This is a genomic window from Flavivirga amylovorans, from assembly GCF_030540875.1.
Lineage (GTDB): Bacteria > Bacteroidota > Bacteroidia > Flavobacteriales > Flavobacteriaceae > Flavivirga > Flavivirga amylovorans.
On the sequence record NZ_JAUOEM010000001.1, the window covers coordinates 1,229,797 to 1,251,764 of the forward strand.

General features: G+C 34.9%; 13 protein-coding genes. 10 read left to right on the forward strand and 3 right to left on the reverse strand.

Annotated elements, in window-relative coordinates:
- Nucleotides 1-75 precede the first annotated feature (75 nt).
- On the reverse strand, nt 76-999 hold the full coding sequence (locus tag Q4Q39_RS04960; protein ID WP_303281269.1) for a hypothetical protein: 924 nt from the start codon (nt 997-999) through the stop codon (nt 76-78).
- 170 nt (nt 1,000-1,169) lie between these two features.
- On the opposite strand from Q4Q39_RS04960, the gene Q4Q39_RS04965 reads away from it, so the two are divergent.
- The gene (locus Q4Q39_RS04965) at nt 1,170-1,460 is read left to right on the forward strand and encodes a hypothetical protein (protein ID WP_303281270.1); all 291 of its coding nucleotides are present in this window, start codon (nt 1,170-1,172) and stop codon (nt 1,458-1,460) included.
- Between the two features lie 87 nt (nt 1,461-1,547).
- Here the strand turns inward: Q4Q39_RS04965 and Q4Q39_RS04970 are convergent, their stop codons facing one another.
- Together Q4Q39_RS04970 and Q4Q39_RS04975 are read right to left on the reverse strand one after the other, a co-directional pair.
- The gene (locus Q4Q39_RS04970; protein ID WP_303281271.1) at nt 1,548-2,087 is read right to left on the reverse strand and encodes a hypothetical protein; all 540 of its coding nucleotides are present in this window, start codon (nt 2,085-2,087) and stop codon (nt 1,548-1,550) included.
- A 572-nt stretch (nt 2,088-2,659) separates the two neighbouring features.
- Nucleotides 2,660-3,280 carry a JAB domain-containing protein gene (locus tag Q4Q39_RS04975; protein ID WP_303281272.1) on the reverse strand — a complete coding sequence of 207 codons (621 nt, stop codon included), beginning with the start codon at nt 3,278-3,280 and terminating at the stop codon, nt 2,660-2,662.
- 501 nt (nt 3,281-3,781) lie between these two features.
- Here Q4Q39_RS04975 and Q4Q39_RS04980 point away from each other — a divergent pair.
- The 9 genes from Q4Q39_RS04980 (at nt 3,782) to Q4Q39_RS05020 (ending at nt 21,882) form a co-directional block, all read left to right on the forward strand.
- The gene (locus Q4Q39_RS04980; protein WP_303281273.1) at nt 3,782-4,435 is read left to right on the forward strand and encodes a carbohydrate-binding family 9-like protein; all 654 of its coding nucleotides are present in this window, start codon (nt 3,782-3,784) and stop codon (nt 4,433-4,435) included.
- 452 nt (nt 4,436-4,887) lie between these two features.
- Nucleotides 4,888-6,873: a phosphotransferase gene (locus tag Q4Q39_RS04985; protein WP_303281274.1), complete on the forward strand. Its 1,986-nt coding sequence runs from the start codon at nt 4,888-4,890 to the stop codon at nt 6,871-6,873.
- Nucleotides 6,874-6,963: 90 nt separating this feature from the next.
- Complete coding sequence (locus Q4Q39_RS04990; RefSeq protein WP_303281275.1) at nt 6,964-8,778, forward strand: sodium:solute symporter family protein; 1,815 nt, start codon at nt 6,964-6,966, stop codon at nt 8,776-8,778.
- A 20-nt stretch (nt 8,779-8,798) separates the two neighbouring features.
- Nucleotides 8,799-10,727, forward strand: a complete 1,929-nt coding sequence (gene nagB, locus Q4Q39_RS04995) for a glucosamine-6-phosphate deaminase (RefSeq protein ID WP_303281276.1) — start codon at nt 8,799-8,801, stop codon at nt 10,725-10,727.
- A 17-nt stretch (nt 10,728-10,744) separates the two neighbouring features.
- Nucleotides 10,745-11,065, forward strand: coding sequence for a hypothetical protein (locus tag Q4Q39_RS05000; protein WP_303281277.1), 321 nt, complete (start codon nt 10,745-10,747; stop codon nt 11,063-11,065).
- Between the two features lie 850 nt (nt 11,066-11,915).
- Nucleotides 11,916-13,790 (forward strand): DUF4091 domain-containing protein, encoded by a 1,875-nt coding sequence (locus tag Q4Q39_RS05005; protein ID WP_303281278.1) that lies wholly within the window; start codon nt 11,916-11,918, stop codon nt 13,788-13,790.
- Between the two features lie 134 nt (nt 13,791-13,924).
- Entirely contained in the window at nt 13,925-15,685 is a 1,761-nt protein-coding gene (locus tag Q4Q39_RS05010; RefSeq protein ID WP_303281279.1) for a glycoside hydrolase domain-containing protein, read from the forward strand.
- A 667-nt stretch (nt 15,686-16,352) separates the two neighbouring features.
- Nucleotides 16,353-17,714 (forward strand): hypothetical protein, encoded by a 1,362-nt coding sequence (locus Q4Q39_RS05015; protein ID WP_303281280.1) that lies wholly within the window; start codon nt 16,353-16,355, stop codon nt 17,712-17,714.
- Between the two features lie 250 nt (nt 17,715-17,964).
- A complete protein-coding gene (locus Q4Q39_RS05020) occupies nt 17,965-21,882 on the forward strand; it encodes a T9SS type A sorting domain-containing protein (protein ID WP_303281281.1) in 3,918 nt (1,305 codons plus the stop codon).
- The last annotated feature ends 86 nt before the right edge of the window (nt 21,883-21,968 follow it).

Here is a 21,968-nt window from a genome sequence, read left to right on the forward strand (position 1 = left end):
TCTGGTCCATCTCTTTGGGAGATTAAATCAGGCTGTTTTTTCAGGAACTGAATATGTTCTACAAAATATTTCATATTATTTTATTAAAGTTAATTTATAGTTTCCTTGAGAACGAATATCAATTAAAAGTTTTGAACCTTTAGCTATTTTATTTTCTAAGATGTATTTGGCTAATTGCTCTATACTTTTATGTTGTTCTGTAACTATTATAGGTTTTATATGATTACCCTCAAAAGCTATTTCAACTATTTTAGGTCGTTTAAAGACGACAATATCTCTGATCTGCTTTTCGATATTTGCTAGATAGGGTAAGTCTTTTTTAGGATTACCAAAATCTATAGCAAGGACTTTAGATATAATCGGTACAATAGGTAAGCTGATCATAGGGTGTTGCAGGTAAATACTCCCTAAACTTAATATTAAATCATTGGGAGCTATTAAAAACTCATGATTATTTGTTTCTCTAACATACAATATAGAATGTGGAAGCCTTTCTCTTAAAAGAGCTGACTTGATCATATCAGTGAAAGGGTTGATTATGGTTCTAAAATAGTGTTCCATTAGAAGCTCATCTTTTAAGTTGATTTTTAAGAGTTTAATTTGCTCCTCAGATAATCTGTATTTGTTATTTTTAATATGATCTTTAAATACGCTATCTGCATATTTATCTTCTCTAGGTTTTTGCCAAATGGATCTTGCTAGTTCAGCTAAGTTTTCAATAGATACTCCAAAGGATAGTAATTCTTTTACGATACATACCCAAACAGCTTGTGATAGGTTCAACCGAATCCATTTGGTTTTAGTTGATTCTTTTTTACTCTTTACAGATTCATTTTCTTTTGAAAGATTACTTGTAGATTGTTGCTTCTCAACAAATGGGATGACAGCTTTATCTACCCAATAATTAATCTGTCTGGAAGTTACATCTAGTTGCGCAGGGCTAATATCTCTTTGGTCATATATGATATGTCCTAACTCTATGATTTCTGATTTTGTCATCTATCTGGTTGAATTATTTGATCTAAGGTACTATAAAATTTTTATATATGAAATAAAGTATTATATTTATATTAAATATGCTACACATATACATATTTTAAAATTAATTAATAATCAAGTATACTTTAGGCTTTCCTAGGGTAAACCTAAAGTATACTAAATCAAATATTATGAAAGATATAAATTCACGTATAATGACAGTTTCTGTTAAAGTAACAGCATATGAAAAAATGAGATATAATAAAATTGCTAAATATAATAATATTTCATTCTCAGAATGGGCAGCAAGCATATTAAGTATGTATCAAAATGCTTATGGGGAATTAAAAATAAACTCATATCGAGAGGATGAACTTCTAAATGAAATTGATAAACTTAATAAAGAAGTTAACTTTATAAAATCACTTAACAAGTTTTTAAAAACTCAACTTGATTCGCAAAAAGCAGGACTGAGATTTTAATCCATTGTCTATGTGTTTTACTCTAGAATATTATTGTAAACAATAATCTTTATTTTTAAATACAATTTTATCTTTCAAAAAAATATATTAATAGTCCTTCCCTTTTAATACTTTCTTTCTCGCTTTTGATTGTTTAGAATTGTATTGTTCAATTTTAATATTTAATTTTTCAGATAATTCAAGAGGACCATTTAGTAACTCGAATAATCTTTTTTGGAGCCTGAAATAATAAGACTGTAAGGTATTAGAAGTAAAAGACTCCCAGTTTGTTAAAGAGCCATCTTCTTTTTTTGTTCGTCTTTCTTGTTTTACTTGAAAGGATACTCGATATGGTGGTTTGTCTCCTCTTATTTCAATAGTGATATGCTCCTTGTAGGTAGTAGTTTCTTGTATAGCTTCGATGTAGCCTTTTGATTCAGACTCTCTAGAAATAGTATTATACTCTTCACTAGCGATGATATAGATCGCATTCCAAACTTCTGAATGATCTTTGTCAAAGGAGGCATTGCCTACCACGCTTTTTTCATAGGATTCAATTTCTTTAATTAAGTCTCTTTTTTTCTGCGCTAAAAGCGAGTTGGTAGTAAATACGACTAGTACGGTTAATGCAATACGTTTTAGATTCATTTTGTTGAGTTTTAAACTCACTCAACCCCAAAGTGAAGATTATTAAAAATAAATAAGCGTGGGGTTTCTAACCTTATCTATTTCGAGGTACCGCCAGATACCCAACCACAAACAAGTACTAACCCACGCCATAAACATGAGCATTAGAAACTTGTTATTCTTGTGGTCTTAAAAACTGGCGGTTTTCGAAACAGAAATAACAGCTAACGCTTAAATCAATATATTATAATTTATTTTGTCTTATAATTCAATTTTAATAATAGTGTAATATTTAATTAATGACGAAAATAATCAAATTTAGATTAATACTTAGAGTATGTGATTTTTATAAGTCAATTTAAAAAGACACATAAAAATCTATTATATAGAATGATTAATTACAACTTACAAATGAATAAGAAACTTTAAATCGAACATGTTATAAAATGTACTATAATGTTCTGCGTTATTTGATTTTGCTTTGGTAAAAATGAAGTTTAACCTATGCTTTTTTAGCTTTTCTTTCTAAAATATTCTTTTTGCCGAAAGGGTAAAAGGAGGTGAGTAAAATGTGTATTGAATGAATATGAAAACTAAAGCACTTCCATATCTCTATCCGACAATCCAGTATGCTTTTTTATATCTTTTTCAGGCATTCCACTTTTTTTCAAAGATTTAGCAATTTCAATATCACGCATTTTAGCAGTTTCTTCAAGCTTTATTTCTAGATTCCAAGTCTTAAGATTCTCTTTTTCCTTTTCTTCAATTTCAAGAGCTCTTGATTTTTGTAACTTATTTATAATACCGTTGTCGACAAAACTAGTATATTTTTCTTCTGAAATAATTAAATGTTCAATCACTTCTATATTAATAATTTTACCAACTTTTAACATTTTATCAGTGAAATTTTCATCTGCTTTTGAAGCCTCGACATTACCACTTGGATGGTTGTGGCACAGAATCATTTTTACTGCTAATTTATAAATTCCCATCCTAAATACATCTGGCGGGTTTGCGTTAACTCGATTAACTGCTCCCAAACCAATTAATTCAATAAATAAAATTTTGTTATTATTATCTAAGCCAACAACCCAAAAATGTTCCTGATTGCGTCTTATTTTATTTTCACGAAGTAATACTTGTTGCATTACTTTGTAAATATCTGATGAGTTTAGTATTTGAACTTTTTGTTCTTTGGTTAATCGTACATTCATAAGGTAAATATACAAATTGGTATTTGTCGGAGGAAACTTATATTAATTTTATAGTGATTTAAATTAAAACAGGACAAAATTTTTCTAAAAAAAGTTAAAGCTAATGAAATCTTATTTATGAATATCCTAACTCCTATTTTGCTTAATAGGGGGGAGTAAGTAAACACTTTTTTTATTAAGCAACGATAAAAGAGTAGCGCATAGTCAATGAAGAAGTAAACATGCTTATATCTCTAAAAAATTCTCCAAAAAGAAATAGTATAAATTCTAAATCTAGGAGGCTGTCCAAAATACTTTTGGACAGCCTCCTTTTATTAAATTAAATGAAGAAATTTTAGTTTTCAAATAAATTGAACCTGTCCTCTTTAGTGGATCCAATAAGACAAAAATCAAACTATTTTTATGAATTTTAAAATAGCTAATTAAATTATTGGCTACTTTTATCACATAATAAACTTCTACAAACAGGTGTACGTTATTTAGAAGTTCTATAAAAAGAAGATGAAAACGTATCATGTAAATTCAATACCAACAAAGCAATTAATTATTACAGGGAAAGGCGCATCGCATCTTTGGGATGACGCTAACGTTTTAAATGATTTCAGTTCACCCTGGGAAGACCTGAAAGATACTAAAACAACATTCAGAGCTTTATGGGATGACGATTATTTGTTTTTTTGTTTTCACGTTTTTGATGATGCCATACATATAGATAATACAGATACCGGTTTTAATAGTATTAATGTTTCAGATAGAGTAGAATTTTTTTTTAGAGTAAATGCATCGCTTAATCCATATTATTGTTTAGAAATAGATCCAACACCACGAATTATGGATTTTAAAGCGTTACCTAATAAAGATTTTAACTTTGATTGGGATTGGCCAAAACAAGATTTGGTTGTAAACTCTAATATGAATTCAAAAGGGTTTAGTGTAGAAGGTAAAATAAGTTTAGCATCTTTAAAATCATTGAATTTAATACATGATTTAACGATAGAAACAGGAATTTTTAGAGCAACATATTATAAGACTAAAGAGTTGACTTATAAACCTACTTGGATAACCTGGGTTGATCCTAAAACCGATGCGCCAAATTTTCACACCCCGTCCTCATTTGGGACATTGAAATTAGAAAAGAATTCGTTTTCTATCTAAGACTGTAAAATAAACCCTGATCCACAAAGTTTTCTATTTCATTGGATTCAATTCAATTCAATTCAATGGTATTATTAATATCTAGATATGAAGACCTTTTCTTCATATAATTAATATAACCCCCTTTTTTTCAGTAAAAACCATCCTAAGCGCCTAATCATTATTTATTACTTTGTTTACTTAGAAATTTATTTTAAATAACATGAGTTCGATTTAATGCAAGCATATTTCTAACGAGAGCCTGACTAATAGTGTTATATGTCGCCTTGAGCGCAGTCGAAAGGTCATTAAAATCTAGATGTTTAAATAGGTTCCGACTTCGCTCCTTTAGATTTAACTTTTTGAAATTCGGCTTAATGATTTTGTTCTTATGTCGAACTCACATTAAATAAGTTTCTAATGACTCTAAGGAGCAAAATATTTGAAAGACAATAGTATTAAATAAGAAATAAATGAACAAGCCTACATTAGTGATTTTAGCAGCAGGAATGGGGAGTCGATATGGCGGATTAAAGCAGATCGATGCCTTGAATGCGGAAGGTGATACCATAATAGATTTTTCATTATATGATGCGCTCCGAGCAGGATTTGGGAAGTTTGTGTTTATTATCAGAAGAAGTTTTGAGCGAGAATTTAAAGAGATCTTTAACAAAAAGTTGGAAGGTAAAGCAGACGTTGCTTACATATACCAGGAGCTTGAAAATGTCCCCGAAAAGTATATAAACCCAAATAGAATAAAACCCTGGGGTACAGGACATGCACTTTTAATGGCTGAAGAAGCCATCACCGGAAATTTTGCCATAATAAATGCAGATGATTTTTATGGTGCAGAAGCTTTTGAAACCATGGCTAAGCACTTAATAAAAACAGACAAGAACTCTTTTAATTTTAGTACCATGGCGTATTTATTAAAAAATACAGTTTCAGATCATGGGTATGTGTCAAGAGGTGAATGTCAAGTAAATGAAAAAGGCTATTTAACCAGTGTAAATGAGCGAACCCACATTGAGAAAATCGATGGTAAATTAAGACGAAAAGATGCCTTTGGGAACTTTGTTTCCATTGATGAAAATACAATAGTATCAATGAATTTTTGGGGATTCACACCTAAATGTTTCGAATTTGGCAGCGCATTATTTATGACCTTTTTAGAGGAAAATAAAGAGAATCATAAAGCAGAATTTTATATTCCGTCTGTCGTAAATGATATGCTGAAATCTGATAAGGTCCATGTAGAAGTATTAAAATCTGATGCTAAATGGTTTGGAGTTACATACAAAGAAGATAAAGAAATTGTGCAAAAAGCAATTGCAGATTTAAAGCATAAAAATAGATACCCAACGAATCTTTGGTGTACTCTAGAAGAAGAACTAAAAAGTGTCTTTAACCAGTTTGAACATAAAAACGAATTTGAATCTTATGTAGAACTAGCTTCTGGCCATATTAATGATACCTATTTAATAAAAACGGATGAAAAGCCTTATTATGTTTTACAGCGGATTAACGATGGTGTTTTTAAAGACGTTCCAGGACTAATAAATAATAAAATTAGTATAAGCGATCATATTAAAGATAAACTCTCCCACCTTCCAAAAGAAACACTTAATAGACGGGTGCTCTCTTTTGTAAAAACCAAAACAGGTGATAAATTCTATAAAGCAGATACTAACAGTTATTGGAATATGACAATTTTCATAGACGATAGTGTCACTTTTGAAACCATTAACAATGAAAAGGTCGCCTACGAAGGCGGGAAATTATTTGGTGAATTTTTGCAATTAACCAATGATTTTAATGTGTCGAATCTAATAGAAGTCATTCCTAGATTTCATGATATGTCTTTTCGTTACTCTCAATTCGAAGACGCTCTTGAAACTGCGAGCGAAAAACGTTTGAATAAATCAAAACCATATCTAACTATGGTTGAAAATTATAGGGCAGAGATGCACATTCTCCAAAGCTTGAAAGAGTCTGGAGCAATAAAATCAAGGGTCACACATAACGATACCAAAATATCTAATGCGTTATTCGATTTAAATAATGAAGGTCTATGTGTTATTGATACAGATACTGTAATGTCAGGCATTGTACATTATGATTTTGGAGATGCTATTCGAACTATTTGCAATACCGCAACAGAAGATGAAACAAATTTAGATTTAGTAGCGTTCAACAAAACCTATTATAAAGCCTACAAAAGAGGGTTTTTAGAGAAGGTAGAATCTTCCCTATCACCTTTAGAGATAATCTATTTACCACTAGGAGCTAAAACCATAATTTTTATTATGGCACTACGCTTTTTAACCGATTATTTAAACGGTGATGTGTATTATAAAACAAAGTACCCAGACCATAATTTTGATCGTGCAAAAAACCAATTTAAACTATTACAAAGTTTTTCAGAAAAAATAGTACAGTTAGAGAGAGAAAGCGTCTAAGTACTTTTTTAATGAATGTATTGGTTTAGAACAAAACTGGGAAAACAAAAGCGTTTACAATTTAATTTTAACTAATAAAACAAGCGACGTATGGTGGCATTAAGCACATTAGATTATATATTAATCATTCTGTTTTTTACAATAACACTTTCTATAGGTATCTATGTATCTAAGAAATCGGGTAAAAATGCTTCGGAATTTTTCCTTTCAGGAAGAACCATGCCCTGGTGGTTATTAGGTGTATCGATGGTTGCCACAACCTTTTCAACAGATACCCCCAATTTAGTAACCGATATTGTGAGAACAAACGGCGTATCCGGTAATTGGGTTTGGTGGGCGTTTTTAATAACAGGTCTACTTACTGTTTTTGTATATGCCAAACTCTGGCGTAAATCGAATGTAAATACCGATATAGAATTTTATGAATTTAGATATGGAGGTAAACCAGCAGCCTTTTTAAGAAAATTCAGAGCCATTTATTTAGGCGTTATCTTTAATGTGATTACCATGTCTGCAGTAACCCTGGCAGCCATTAAAATAGGCGGTATCATGCTCGGTTTAGAACCCTGGCAAACCGTTATCAGTGCAGGCCTTATAACCGTTGTTTTTAGTGCTCTTGGAGGTTTTAAAGGAGTTGTTTATACCGATTTTGTTTTATTCTTTGTGGCTATGGGAGGCGCCATTGGAGCCGCCTATTATTTGGTGAATATACCCGAAGTTGGAAGTCTCGATGCCCTTTTAACCAATGCGCATGTTGCAGACAAGTTATCTATATTACCAGATTTTAATGATAAACAAGCCTTAATAACCTTATTAATTATTCCGTTGGCTGTACAGTGGTGGAGTTCCTGGTATCCAGGAGCAGAACCTGGTGGCGGTGGTTATATCGCACAACGAATGCTAGCAGCAAAAGACGAAAATCATGCCATAGGCGCTACCTTTTTCTTTAATATTATGCACTATGCCTTACGCCCTTGGCCATGGATTCTTGTAGCATTAGCATCATTGGTTGTATTTCCAGACCTAGCAAGTATCCAGGACGCATTTCCAAATATAGCCGATGATAAACTAGGACACGATTTAGCCTATTCGGCCATGCTTACCAAATTACCAAGTGGCCTATTGGGTTTGGTCTTAGCATCGTTAATAGCAGCCTATATGAGCACCATTTCAACTCAACTCAACTGGGGATCATCCTATATGGTTTACGATTTTTATAAACAACAAATAAATCCCAAAGCTTCAGAAAAACAATTGGTAGCCGTTGGTAGAATCTCTACAGTAATCCTAATGGGGTGTAGTGCCATATTAGCATTATTATTACAAAATGCCTTACAATTATTTGAGGTACTATTAGTCTTCGGAGCTGGTACAGGGCTTATATTTATTTTACGTTGGTTTTGGTGGCGCATCAATGCATGGAGTGAAATCACAGCCATGTTTACATCAGGAATCATTTCAATAGTACTAAAATTAACGCCACTTGGAGCTTATCTTTTTAAGTCAGAAACTGGTGTTTTTGAAAATTATCTAGAATACCCTTTGGTCGTTTTAGTCACAACAATAATTTGGTTAATAGCAACCTATATCACACAACCAGAAAGCAAAAAAGTCTTGCAAAGCTTTTACAAAAAAATCCAACCAGGCGGTCCTGGGTGGACTAAAGTTATTAAAGAAGCCGAAGCAGACAACATAACACTCGCAGATTCAAACGAAGGCTGGAGTGTTCCCTCTGGTATTTTAGCCATGCTTCTTGGTTGTGTGTTCATTTATAGCTGCATGTTTGCCACAGGCTATTGGATTTACGGAGATTATAAATATGCCATGATACTCACTATCGTAGTAATAATTTCAGGGTATTTATTAACGAAGGTCTGGAAAAAAATAAAAGCCACCATTCTATAAAAAATAAAAGAAAATAAGTCATGTTAAAAAGTACCATAGATAAAGCAACAGGTTTTGAAAAACGATTCGAAAATATAGACACCGTAGTTTTTGAAAATTCATTTACAGCCTCAAAAGCCGTTGCAAAGGAAATTGCAGACCTCATTAGGAAGAAACAAACACAAGAACAACCTTGTATATTAGGTTTAGCAACAGGCTCTTCCCCAAAAGGATTGTATGCAGAATTAGTACGAATGCATAAAGAAGACGGTCTGAGTTTTAAAAATGTGATCACATTTAATTTAGATGAGTATTACCCCATGCAACCAGATTCAGTAAATAGCTATGTGCGATTTATGAAAGAATTGCTGTTGGATCAGGTCGATATATTATCTGGAAATTATCACATCCCAGACGGGACATTATCAAAAGAAGCCATAGCAGATTACTGTAGAGATTACGAAGCTAAAATAGAAGCGCTAGGAGGTCTTGATTTGCAAGTGTTAGGTATTGGCGGAAACGGCCATATTGGTTTTAATGAATCTGGCTCCTTGCAAAACTCTAAAACCAGATTAGTAGCTTTAGATCATATCACAAGAGTGGCAGCAAGCGGTGACTTTTCAGGCTTAATAAATACCCCAAGAACCGCCATTACCTTAGGCGTAAAAAAGATCATGGAAGCCAAACGAGTTATCTTAATGGCCTGGGGAGAAGGAAAATCCAGTATTATAAAAGCCTCAACAGAAGGGCCAGTTACAAATCAGGTTCCAGCCTCTTTTTTACAAGAACATAACAATGTTGTTTTTGTAATAGATAAAGCGGCGGCCTCAAAACTAACACGAATCAATACCCCGTGGTTAGTTGAAAAAGTTGTTTGGACCGATAAAATGATTCGTAAAGCCGTTTTAGGTCTAGCATTACATCTTGAAAAGCCTATTTTAATGCTCACCGATGCCGATTATATAGAAAACGGGATGAGTGATCTATTAGCAGATTCAGGACCTGCCTACGACATTAATATTAAAATCTTTAATAAAGTACAACACACCATTACAGGATGGCCGGGAGGCAAGCCAGAAGCAGAAGATGCTAACAGACCAGAACGCGCGCTACCAACAAAAAAGCGGGTTTTAATTTTTAGTCCACACCCAGATGATGATATTATTAGCATGGGTGGAACCTTCAAAAGATTACAAAAACAAGGGCACGAAGTTCATGTAGCCTATCAAACCTCTGGAAACATTGCTGTAGCCGATGATGAAGCTTTAAGATATGCAAGCTTTGTATGCGATTACAATGAAAAATTTGACATAGAAAGTATAGAAGCCAAAAAAATCTACAAAGAAGCCATTACGTTTTTAAAAAACAAAAAAGATAGTGAGATAGATACCAAAGACGTTAGGCATATTAAAGGCTTAATACGAAAAGGTGAAGCAAGAGCAACAAGCCATTTTGTAGGGCTTGAAGATGCGCAGATCCATTTTATGGAACTACCCTTTTATGAAACGGGTACCATCGATAAAAAACCTTTAGGCGAAGACGACATAAAAATAACGATGGATCTGATCGAAAAAATAAAACCACATCAAATATATGCAGCAGGCGATTTAGCAGACCCGCATGGCACCCATAAAGTCTGTTTAGATGCCATTATTGAATCCATTACCAGATTAAAAGATAAACCATTTATGAGTGATTGCTGGGTTTGGTTGTACAGAGGCGCCTGGCAGGAGTGGGGTGTTGATGAAATAGAAATGGCAGTTCCTATGGGGCCAGATCAAGTGTTAGAAAAACGAAAAGGCATTTTTAAACACCAGTCTCAAAAAGACGGTGTTGTATTTCAGGGGTCAGATAGTAGAGAATTTTGGCAAAGAGCAGAAGATAGAAATAGAGAAACTGCCGAATTATATGATAAACTGGGGTTATCGCATTATGCTGCTATGGAAGCTTTTGTGAGATGGGAGTTTTAAAAAAAACAAAGAATGACATGTATAATACAACGTTATCGATCTTTGAATTAATAAAGATAGAACCTGTAAAAAGTATAGAGGTTTACAATAGATTTATTAATTGGGTTACAGGAGAATTTGATTTATACCTTAAGAACAAGTCCAAAGAACTGAAAGTGTATTTTCCCAATGGATGGTTTAGTATTGGTTGTTTTAAAAATGAGAACCAGCAGATAAACATTAAAATTAAAGTAAAAGGAAAATCAAAAATAGCATGTCAAAAAATAATGAATCAATTAGAACTAATATATCACCATGTTTTACGTTTTACGGAATCAAATAATGTGAATCTTGGATAAGAAAATTTATGTCAGTTATTGTCCTGAAACAAGTTCAGGATCGTATCGAAAACCTGTCTGTCAAACAGCTACGGGGTACTCACAAATATTATAGACATACTTAAAAAATAATACTATACAAAAAAAGGAGACACGAATTTCACGAATTATCACGAATTACCCTGCCTACCGGCAAGCCAAAGGCATAGCAGGTTTAAAACCTATATGGTCTTAAGACTGACTGAAAGTCAGATTCGTGTTTATGTTGGGAATAGATCTCCCTATCACATTGAGATTCTATTCGTGTAAATTTGTGCAATTCGTGTCTTAATTATCGTTTGATACTCAGATTCTGGTTTACTGTCGTAGCTTATACATATTAAAATTTCATGAAGCTGACAGGAAAAAAATAACTTAAAAAGATGTGGGTACACCGTAGCTGCCAACCAGGCAGGCAAATAAATTTTCAACAAAAAAAGCGTCTCGATACATCCCGAAGCAAGCTCGGAACACTCGAAGTGACATCTTAAACTCTTAAACAAGATTCGCGTTAAATAGTAAGAAACAAACATGTGAAACGATGCACTAAAATAGATTTTTAAGGTATTTTTAGATTTAATAACATTCCCCTTTGTACCGCCTTAAAAATAAGGGGTGTATATACATGTCCTCTTGAAAAGAGTCAAATATCTCTCACAAAATCATTTAAAAAATACCAATAAACACACCTTTAAATCTCAAAAAAGAAACCACAAAATTACGTCAATATCATTCCTTTGTATGTATGACGGAACTTTTGAAATTTTTAAAACGTTTATATTCTTATTACATACTAAGTCTGTGTGTGCTGATTTGTATCAACTATAGCTGTATGGAAAGTGTCGCTATTGAAGAAAAGACATTAGAAAGAAACAGCAAAGAAACACAAGCTTATCCAGAATGGCTAAAACTAAACGTAGACGAAGCACTACCAGATGATTATACCATTTGGGTACCAACAAACAATTTAGAAACCTCTTCTTTAATCAGAGTCCCTAAATATCCTCGAACATTTAATGAGGAAGAGTTGCTGGAAAACCCAGCACTTAAGGATTTTCAAATCATTGCAGCAGATAGTTCTCTTGTGTATACTCTTTCTGGAGTCCGGAATGAGCAGATATCTGCACAAATAGCACTAGGAGCTAAAAAACCAATAAATCATATAACAGCGGAGATCAGTGATTTTATGTCGGCTAAAGGAGACGTGATATCAAAAAGTAATTTTCAAAAAAGAGTCGTAAAATACCATCCCGTACACCGTAGCCGTAGTGAATATGTATGGTCACCTAAGCTGGAAGGCATTGTAGACGAAGGGGTTTCTGGAACCATGGCACCAAATGTAGTAGGAGATGCCCTAATAGAAACCGATACAATAGACCTTAAAGCTTATACAGCGCAGCCAGTATGGTTAACATGCCACATTCCAAAAAATGCAACTCCAGATACCTATAAAGGCACTATTACTGTAAATAGTAAAGCATATGGGAAAAAAACCTTTAAAATAGAACTAGTGGTTTCCAGCCCACAACTTCCAGATCCCGACGCCTATCAATTCAATTTAGATTTATGGCTAAATCCAAGCGCCATTGCCGAATATTATAATTTGGAACATTGGTCCGATTTACATTGGAACAGAATACAAGAATATCTTAACGATTATGCCTCCCATGGTGGTAAAAATATAGCGACTACCATAACCCATGAGCCCTGGCACAAGCCTTGGCTGGGAGGAGCAACGCGTTCTCAGGTACAATTTGGATATCAAAGTATGGTTAAGTGGATAAAAACCAAAAATGGAGATTGGGAATTTGATTATACTATTTTCGATAAATATGTAACGATGGCGACCCATACAGGCATTACAGGAGCTATAAATGCGTTTTCACTAACCCCTTTTCATACACAGCAAAAAATAGTATATTGGGACGAAGTGTCTCAGACGCAAAAAAGTATGGAATTGGATATTACCGATAAAGCATATGAAGACATTTGGACCCAGTTTTTAAAGCATTTTAAAACACACCTTCAAAATCAGGGTTGGTATGAACGCACCTTTTTAGGATTCGATGAAAAACCAGAAGACATCCTTCATAATATTATGGAAATTATAAATGCTGCAGCGCCAGAGTTTTTAAATAGGATTGTTATAGCAGGGCATCCAGAAGCAACAGTCTTGGCACAGAACCTATCCATATCCTATATGTTTTTCCCAGAGCAAGCCTTGGAACATAAGGCTAAAGTCCCTGTAAGAGCTACAATAGCCAAACGAAAAAAATCAGGGAAACAAACCACATTTTATCTCTGTGCAGAACCTGCGCACCCCAATACACTTACCTACTCACCAGCTGTAGAGGCTCGCTTGATTCCTTGGTTAGCCTTAAAATACAATACAGATGGTTACATGAGATGGGCGTATAACAATTGGACAGCAGACCCTTTTAAAAACCCTGTTTTCTTACACAGTCAAGGGGATGACTACTATGTGTACCCAGGAAAAGATGGCCCAATCTCAAGCATTCGGTGGGAATTGTTAAAAGAAGGTATTGAAGATTATGAACTCTATAAAATCATGGAGAAAAAAGGAGATATATCGAAAGAAACATTGTATAATGCTATAGAATGGGCAACCAAAAACCAAGATGGAAGACGAAAAAACGTGAGCGACATGATGCATGCAAGAAATATGATTTTGGGCAAAGATAAATAGCGTACCGTCCAAATTTTTTTTGAAAACAATAAGGATTAGGAAAGGATAATAGACCAAACCAAAAGAAGCGTCAAAAAAATATCGTAGATTTTACAACCAAATACCAAGAACCAAGAACCAAATACAAAGGACTAATGATCGAAAATCTTTTTATTCTTGGAATCGTACCAAAAATAGCTGGGAACCGTAAGGTTATCATGGGTATTGTGATATTACTTATAAACTATGGGATCTCGTCTCTTGCTGCGCAGGCTATCAACGGATCGTTTGAATCAAAATTTAAACGCTATCAAAAAAATGAAATGTTCTCGGGTACTACAACTCACAATTGGGCACCAGTAGCATGGCAAGGCGAACGTATACATACACAGATTGTATTATGGAGTGATACCGATATAAAAGGACTCAGCTATACCATTAGCGATTTTTCTAACAGCACAGAAACCCTAACAGATATAAGTACAAAACTCCGTTTCGGACAGTACATTAAGGGAGACATTGAGGCAAGAAGCTGTGCCGAATACCCCTCACATATAAACAGTGTTGAAATTATGGATGCTCTGTCTAATCAAGTCGCCACCACTTTAAAAGCTATAGACCCCTTAAAAATCTGGCTTACTATAGACGTTCCGTACACGGACATTACAGGAACCTATACAGCCACCTTTACAGTTAATGGGGGAGACGCACCTTTAGTTTTTAATATCGCTTTGACACTTCTGGACTATCGTTTACCAAAAGTAACCGATTGGGAGTTTCATTTAGACCTATGGCAATTTCCCATGACCATTCTGGAGCATTATAACAAAGCAAACCCAGACAAAACAATAAAAACCTGGTCGGATGCCCATTTCGAACTGCTCAAACCAGCGTATAACATACTAGCCGATACGGGACAAAAAGTGATAACTACCTATATTAAAAATGGTGCACTGGGCGCTGAATCTATGGTAAAATGGACTCGAAAAACAGATGGCACCTGGGCATATGATTTTACGGTATTCGACAAATACGTAACCACTTTAATGTCTTGGGGAATTACTAAACAAATTAGTTGTTTCTCACCCGTAGGTTGGAATGAAACCACCATTCCTTTTTGGGACGAAGCTACACGTACAACAATCGATTTAAATGCACCGCTGGGGTCGGAAACATACGAGACGCGATGGGGGGACTTTTTAACCGCATTTAAAATGCACTTAGATAGTAAGGGATGGTTTCATAAAACAGTGCTCTATCTTGATGAAGTTTCAGAAGAAAAATTAAGCCATGTGGTTGCTGTGGTTCATGGAAACCATGCCGACTGGAAACTAGGGATCGCTTACTCGCATCGCTTGCCTGATAGTGTAAAAGCTAATTTTTACGATGTATCGGGTATTTTAGAAGACGCTTCCAGCATGGGCATTACCAATAATAAAATAGCTACTTTCTACACCAGTTGTACTCAAAAAAAACCGAATAATTATGTGACCCCAGAAAATAACCTTGCAGAAATGACTTGGATGTCGTGGCATGCACAAAACGAAGGTTATAATGGCTATTTACGTTGGGCTTACGATTTTTGGCGTTTAACAGATCCTTTTGATGCCAGGGATGGTAATAATACAGCAGGGGACTTTTCCATGATTTATAGATCCTCTAACAACACACCAATAGATTTTTTACCCAGTTTACGTTTAATCATGCTAAGAGAAGGCATACAGGACTATGAAAAACTCAAACGGATTAAAACGATCTTGAAAAAAACTTCCGAACCACGACATATAGAAACCTTAAAAGAACTTGACAGTATAGTTGGAAAATTTGTAAAAACAAGTGGAGCTGATGCCGAAAAACTGGTACGAGAAGGACAAAAGACATTGGAAAGTATCGCACAGAAAATAGCACCGTATTAATTTCGCCAGCTACGGTGTTTTCATAAATATTTATTGATTAGTCATCGCTTTAAAAAGTTAGCAACGAATACACAAACCTACCTACGGCAGGCAGGTCTCACTAATTTTCCTGTCTATTGACAGGTTTAGCAGACTGAAAGTCTGATTCGTGTTGATGATAAGTATAGCACATCACAAGCGCATCCAATCTCTAGTATTAAGTTCTGGCAAAGGCGTTAAGTCGATAACTGTATGCTATAACTGTCAAACGCGACTGAAAATCCTCTCAATCCCCAAAGAGGAAGTAGAAGTAATAAAGAGGATTAAAGTATAATAATAATTACCAACTGTTTACTGCGACTGAGCACTGAGATTTTATTTGTGTATTCGTGGCATTGGTATTTACTAATAAAAAGATTTACGACCACAATAGATGTATTTTAATAAAATACACCCCGTATTATCCAAAAAAAACACCCCTGCTCTAATATTTAAAATTCGAAATTTGACACGCAACAGAACTTACCTATACACGCTTAAATGCGAATTTGAAAACTACAGTCAAAAAAGCTGTAATCTATTACCTTAGAAATTAAAAAGACATCTTTTTGTTTTCAAATACATATATAAATCAACGTAAACAATTAATTAATAGCATTCTTTTTAACCTTTTAAAAACCAAAGCACAATGAAAAATGTATCTCTTTTAACAAACCAAGTAAGATGGGCATCAACAATAAGCTTATCCTTGCTCTTATTTTTATCAATAACAAGTAGTGTTAATGCCCAAACCTTCGGGCAAGATGTGTATATGAATCATCTTTTACGACTAGGAGGTATTGGAGGGAAGGGCTTGTCTTTACATCCTAATGCGCCATTTGAAATAGATAACCCAGGCATTGTGGGAGGACGCTTTAAGGTAGGGACAGATGGTAGAGTAGGTATTGGAACTAACAACCCCCAATCTGCCCTTGATGTTAAGGGAGATATTGCCTCCTCGCACAAGATCTGGTCGAATGAGGCACAATTCAGCAATTTAACCTTTGGTAATTCGGTTAGTTCCAAAATAACACTTTATAAAGCACCAGGTATGAACGACATTTTTGGTTTTGGAATTTCTCCTAATCAAATTAATTATCACGTTAATACCGTTACATCAGATCATGTTTTTTATGCTACGGGTAATAATGGAAATGGTACAGAGTTAATACGTATTAAAGGAAACGGTAGGATAGGTATTGGTACTAACAATCCGGCATCAACCCTACATGTTAATGGAGAAACAAGGATTAATGGATTGCTTAGGGCATTTGGAGGAGCATATCTGAATGACAAGTTAACGGTTGAAGCCCCAATGGAAGTCCATGAAATGATAACCGGAAATAGAGGCGCACGAATAAAATTTGCTCCACTATCATTAGATCCAAGCGCAGCTTTTCTAATAGACGAACCTGGTATTATAGGAGGACGATTTATGGTAAGAACGGATGGTAACGTGGGTATTGGTACAAGTAATCCTAATAAGGGTAAGTTGCACGTTAAAGGAAGCATACATGTAGAAAACAATGTCGGTGAGCAGGTATTTCATGTATCTCCATTAGAACAACTAACCTTTATTGGAAAGGACGCGTATCAAAAATGGGAAGATATGGGAAGTAACCCAAACAATTTGCCTTATGGGACCGATTATTCGCTATGGGTAAGCCAGGGTATTGTATGTGAAGATTTTGCTGTTTCAATGGTTTCTCAATGGGATGATTATGTATTCAATACAGATTACAAATTGCCTGCTCTGGAAGATCTGGAAAATTTTGTAAAGACCCATAAACACTTACCAAGCATTCCTTCAGAAACCGAAGTAAAACAAAGAGGTTACAGTGTTCACGAATTAAACAGAGGCTTTTTAAAAACGATAGAAGAACTAACGCTATATACCATAGCTCAGGAAAAAAAGATCAAGAACTTAGAAGCCGAGGTGGCACAGTACAAAACGCTTCAGGATGATGTAAAAGAATTAAAGGCAGCAATGACCGAATTGAAAAAACGATAAATTATTAATGCGATTAGTTCACTACCATGTAGAAACAGAAGACTATAGAAACTAATTTCAGAAAAGGCACCACAGATGCAATCTATATCTATACCGTCATTTCATAGCACAATTTACATTGTAATTGTGAATAATCGTTAAAACTAATTTCAAAATGGATACATTTAAAAGTCTAAAAATATACGGTTTTCAAGTACAAAGATTCAGGAGGTACTTGCTTGTACTGACCCTATTGATATCAATGGTGGGGATGGCACAAACTACCCAATCCCACTTAATTGAAAAAGAACTTAATATAAAAGAAGCTTACGCCATTGATAAGAATTTTGGTATTGTGACACAAAATTTGCCTGCTGGTAGTAAAATAAGAGTAGCGCTTTATGGTAAAAAAGTATACGATTTGGAAGACAACGGAAGTCAGGCATTTAATAATGCATTGATTTATGGATGTGAGGCCAGTACGAATAGTGTTGATGGCGCTTATATTGCCGAAAGTTTTACGGATGATTCCAGTACCTGGCCAACTTTTACACCACTCCAGACTGTTTATAGCCAAACGAATTTTCCGTTAGTTCCGGCACCACCTTCACGATCGAGTGCCGACTACAAAAACGATCTTACAAAAGATGCCCTTAATTATGGGTTATTAAGTTTAATCAATTCCCAAAATACAGAAGAGACACTACCAGTGTATATACAGATTACTTATTTTGGAGAAGCAACGCTTAACAATATTGTAGCAATAAAACTTCCTGGTTTTTCATTGTCTGCCGAAAATATAGAAAGAGACGTTATAGCAAGGAATATTGAAAAACACAGAGTAAATGTCTCTTTAAATGGACACCCGGTTGATATTAATAAACCAATAACCGCTATAGTGGGAGATGTGATTAGTTTTCACGTTCACTATTCAAATACACACATACCAGACATTAGAAACTTACCCAAAACCTGGATAGCACGATTTGCAGGAGATTTAACATATTTTATAGATCCTGATCATATACCTGGAGGACTTACCCCCTGGATCGGTTTAGATACACAGGTACACTGGCTTAATGTAAGACATTTTGAACAAGAGCCTGGCAGGAAACCTAGATATCCTGGATTTGTAGAAGATGGGAATGAAAGCCCTCAATTAAGAAATAATTTTGTATACCATTATACTGTAGCTGCTCCAATATCTCCTCTTAAACAAGAGATTGATTACAGACTTGAAAAGTTCAGTCAATTTTATGATGGTGGGGGCGAGGGCAGTGATTTACATGGGGACGCTTCCCTTCAACGTGCCAATCAAAAGGAAGGCTTGAACATGCAAATATTACATTACTGGAACAACGATAATCAACCTTGGAAAGATGAAAAGGTTTACAAAAACTACAGCGGTGTACGCTATATGATGGGCTTTGATGATGATGAAATACTTTATGTGGATGACTCATGGTATAGTGATAGTTTTGCAACTAAGAGTGCCATTCTCAAGGTGCCTTTACGATGGCAGATTGTTCCAGATAGCAAAGGTGGTGACTCTAATACTTGTATAAATGATATGGTGAACGCATATTTTATTCACAAAGAGGGTTATCATCATTGGAAGCTGCTATGGGGTCATCAAATTGTAGAACGAGATTATGCTCTTTCAGATTGGGGGGTAAAAAAGATTCCAATAGAGATTTGTTTTGACAAGAGATTTGACTGCCATGATTTAACAACAATAGAAATTGAGGCCACTTCTCCTGTAGGAAAATTTTACAGCATAGAAGGTCCAAGTCAACCAGCTCGTAACGAGTTGGCTACTTATACTATGGAGTTAAATAATGAGACACTTTTTCCTTATCTAGATCATAAGGATATATATACCTTGACCATGGAATATGAGACTCAAGATAGTGCAGGATCGTTAAAAATAGGTTGTGAAGGAAGTGATTGGGTTTCTGTATCTGGTGATCGTACGGGAAATTGTACGCATCAAGTATATTCAAGTGATAAAGGAAAAGATAAAAATGCCATTGGTTCCAACCCTTTTCATAGTGCCAGTAGTGATGAGCAGCTAAAATTTAAATTCAAGACGTATCCAGATGCCTATTGTTCTGTTAGTTTGTATGTTACAAACAAAATCAGTGGGGAAAAAGTTTTGCTTGCTGGTAAACAGGTAAAGCCTATTGCTCTGGCTTTTATGGAAGACCAAAAACTGATTGACGGGAGTGGAGAAGGAGGCTACTTCTTTGTAGAGCAACAGCGTCATGTAGAAGTAAGACCAGAAAATAGTCAGTCGTTTATTGATGGTCCTTTTAATGATAAAAGAGGGGATTATTTTGTCAATCCGTTTGTACGAACTTATGTTTTTAGCAACGGCAGTGAATCAAAGTCAATTTGGAAAGTATGGGACTCCGACCCTCATCAATTCGGAGGGGCCACTGGCCGCGAGCAAGATAGGGATTGGTACCAATCTAATAAGCGTTTGCATAACAGGATTTTTGATGATGAAATTAATCGACTAGGTCTGGTGAAATACTATTTTGATATAATTAATAAGGGAAGTGATAAAAATAATGATGGCTATCTGGATGATACTGAATTGGGAACGGCAGTATGCGCCACACGTGAATATGAAATAGATTATAGTGGTAAAGCCAAAGGGACATATCAATTAACCGCATCGTATAGAGGGGGACCACCAATACGACATAAAATTATCATTAAAGATGAAGAACAAGTAGAATTTCCTAATTTTGCTTCCATTGGAGCCTATGAACTATCTGTTTATGATAAGAGTTTATTAAAAAGCGCCGGAATGCTTCTTTTTGATGACCACGACTATATGGTTCTTGAGGTAAAAGATGTAGAAAGTAAATTTAAGTATCATATAGGACAAAGAAATAATTATAAGAATAGTAGCACACCTTTTATAACAAATAATGTAGACCCTTCTTATGAAGGTAAATTGAAGAAAGTAAACCGTTGGGGACCTTATTTGGATTATGAAGGGAAATATTATTGGAAACTATATCGCTCTTCTGAGTACTTAGATCTTGATATAGAACCTTTTGAGAACGCACCACATGGAAACCTTGTTTTTTATGATTGGCGTAATGAATGGAATTTGTATGTGCCTGGGCAATTGCCTGGGCAAGAAAATGCCGATTATGGTATTTATGATGGACAAGAAGTTAGGGCACCTAAATTTCCCACTTTATGGGGAAATCACTTTAGTAGCCTATGGAAAGAAGAGGGGCCAGCTGGACATCCTGGTCCTGCTTATTTTACGTCAACGAATCGTCTTAAAAATGACGTAAATGATCATGCGACTTATATTCAAACTGCTTTTAACAAACTTACTCTTGCTAAAGATCCACATTATTGGCAGTTGAGGGCAACGCTCAATTCTTGGTCAGATTCCTATGGCTATCGAATGCGTTACAATCCTAGCCATATCTACGATTTAAATAAAGTTTTCGACGATACTTATGGAGCTTTTACAGGCAATGCGGTATCTAGTCAATATAACCATGTTACTGGCCCCAAAAATATTGGAAAAACTAAGACCAGGCAACCATACCCTAGCGATAACTTTATGAACCTTCAAGCTTGGTATTATGATCTAAAAATGGGAAGAAAAATCATTATGAGGATGAGCCACTTTAATCACATGGGAGGACTTAATGCTGAAGGTTTAAATATTTACAGCGATTTTAATAAGGAGAATGACTTGATTATAGACATTCAAGGGTATGTAGAAAATTATAATTTATGGAAAGGTGAAATATCAGTTCCAGCAGGAGCAGGAGTAACTGATTTGAACCCTCATGTTATTGGTGTTTGCCAAAACTGTACAATTGAATATACCGGTAGTACAAGTACAGCAAAAAGAAATAAGGTAAAGGCAGAGCACATTAATAAAGAGGTAACATTACCAAAGGCAAGGGTGTACCCAGTGCCTTCTAACAATCTTGTAAATATAGAAATTACCGCGACAGATCTCTCTCCTTTATATATTGCTGTACATAATCTGGAAGGAAAAAGAGTCTATGAATACAACGGGCATGTAGAAGCAGGAGTCAATACGCTTAATTTTAATAATGAAGTATTAGGCTTGTCTAAAGGACTATATATATTAAAAATAACCACGCAAGAAATCACAGAAGATTTAAAATTAATTCTTAAATAATGTAAGAAATACTGGTAAAATATAGCTATGGGGTTTAGGCATTTGGAAGAACCGATGGGTTTAAAAAAATGAACCCTATAGCTGTT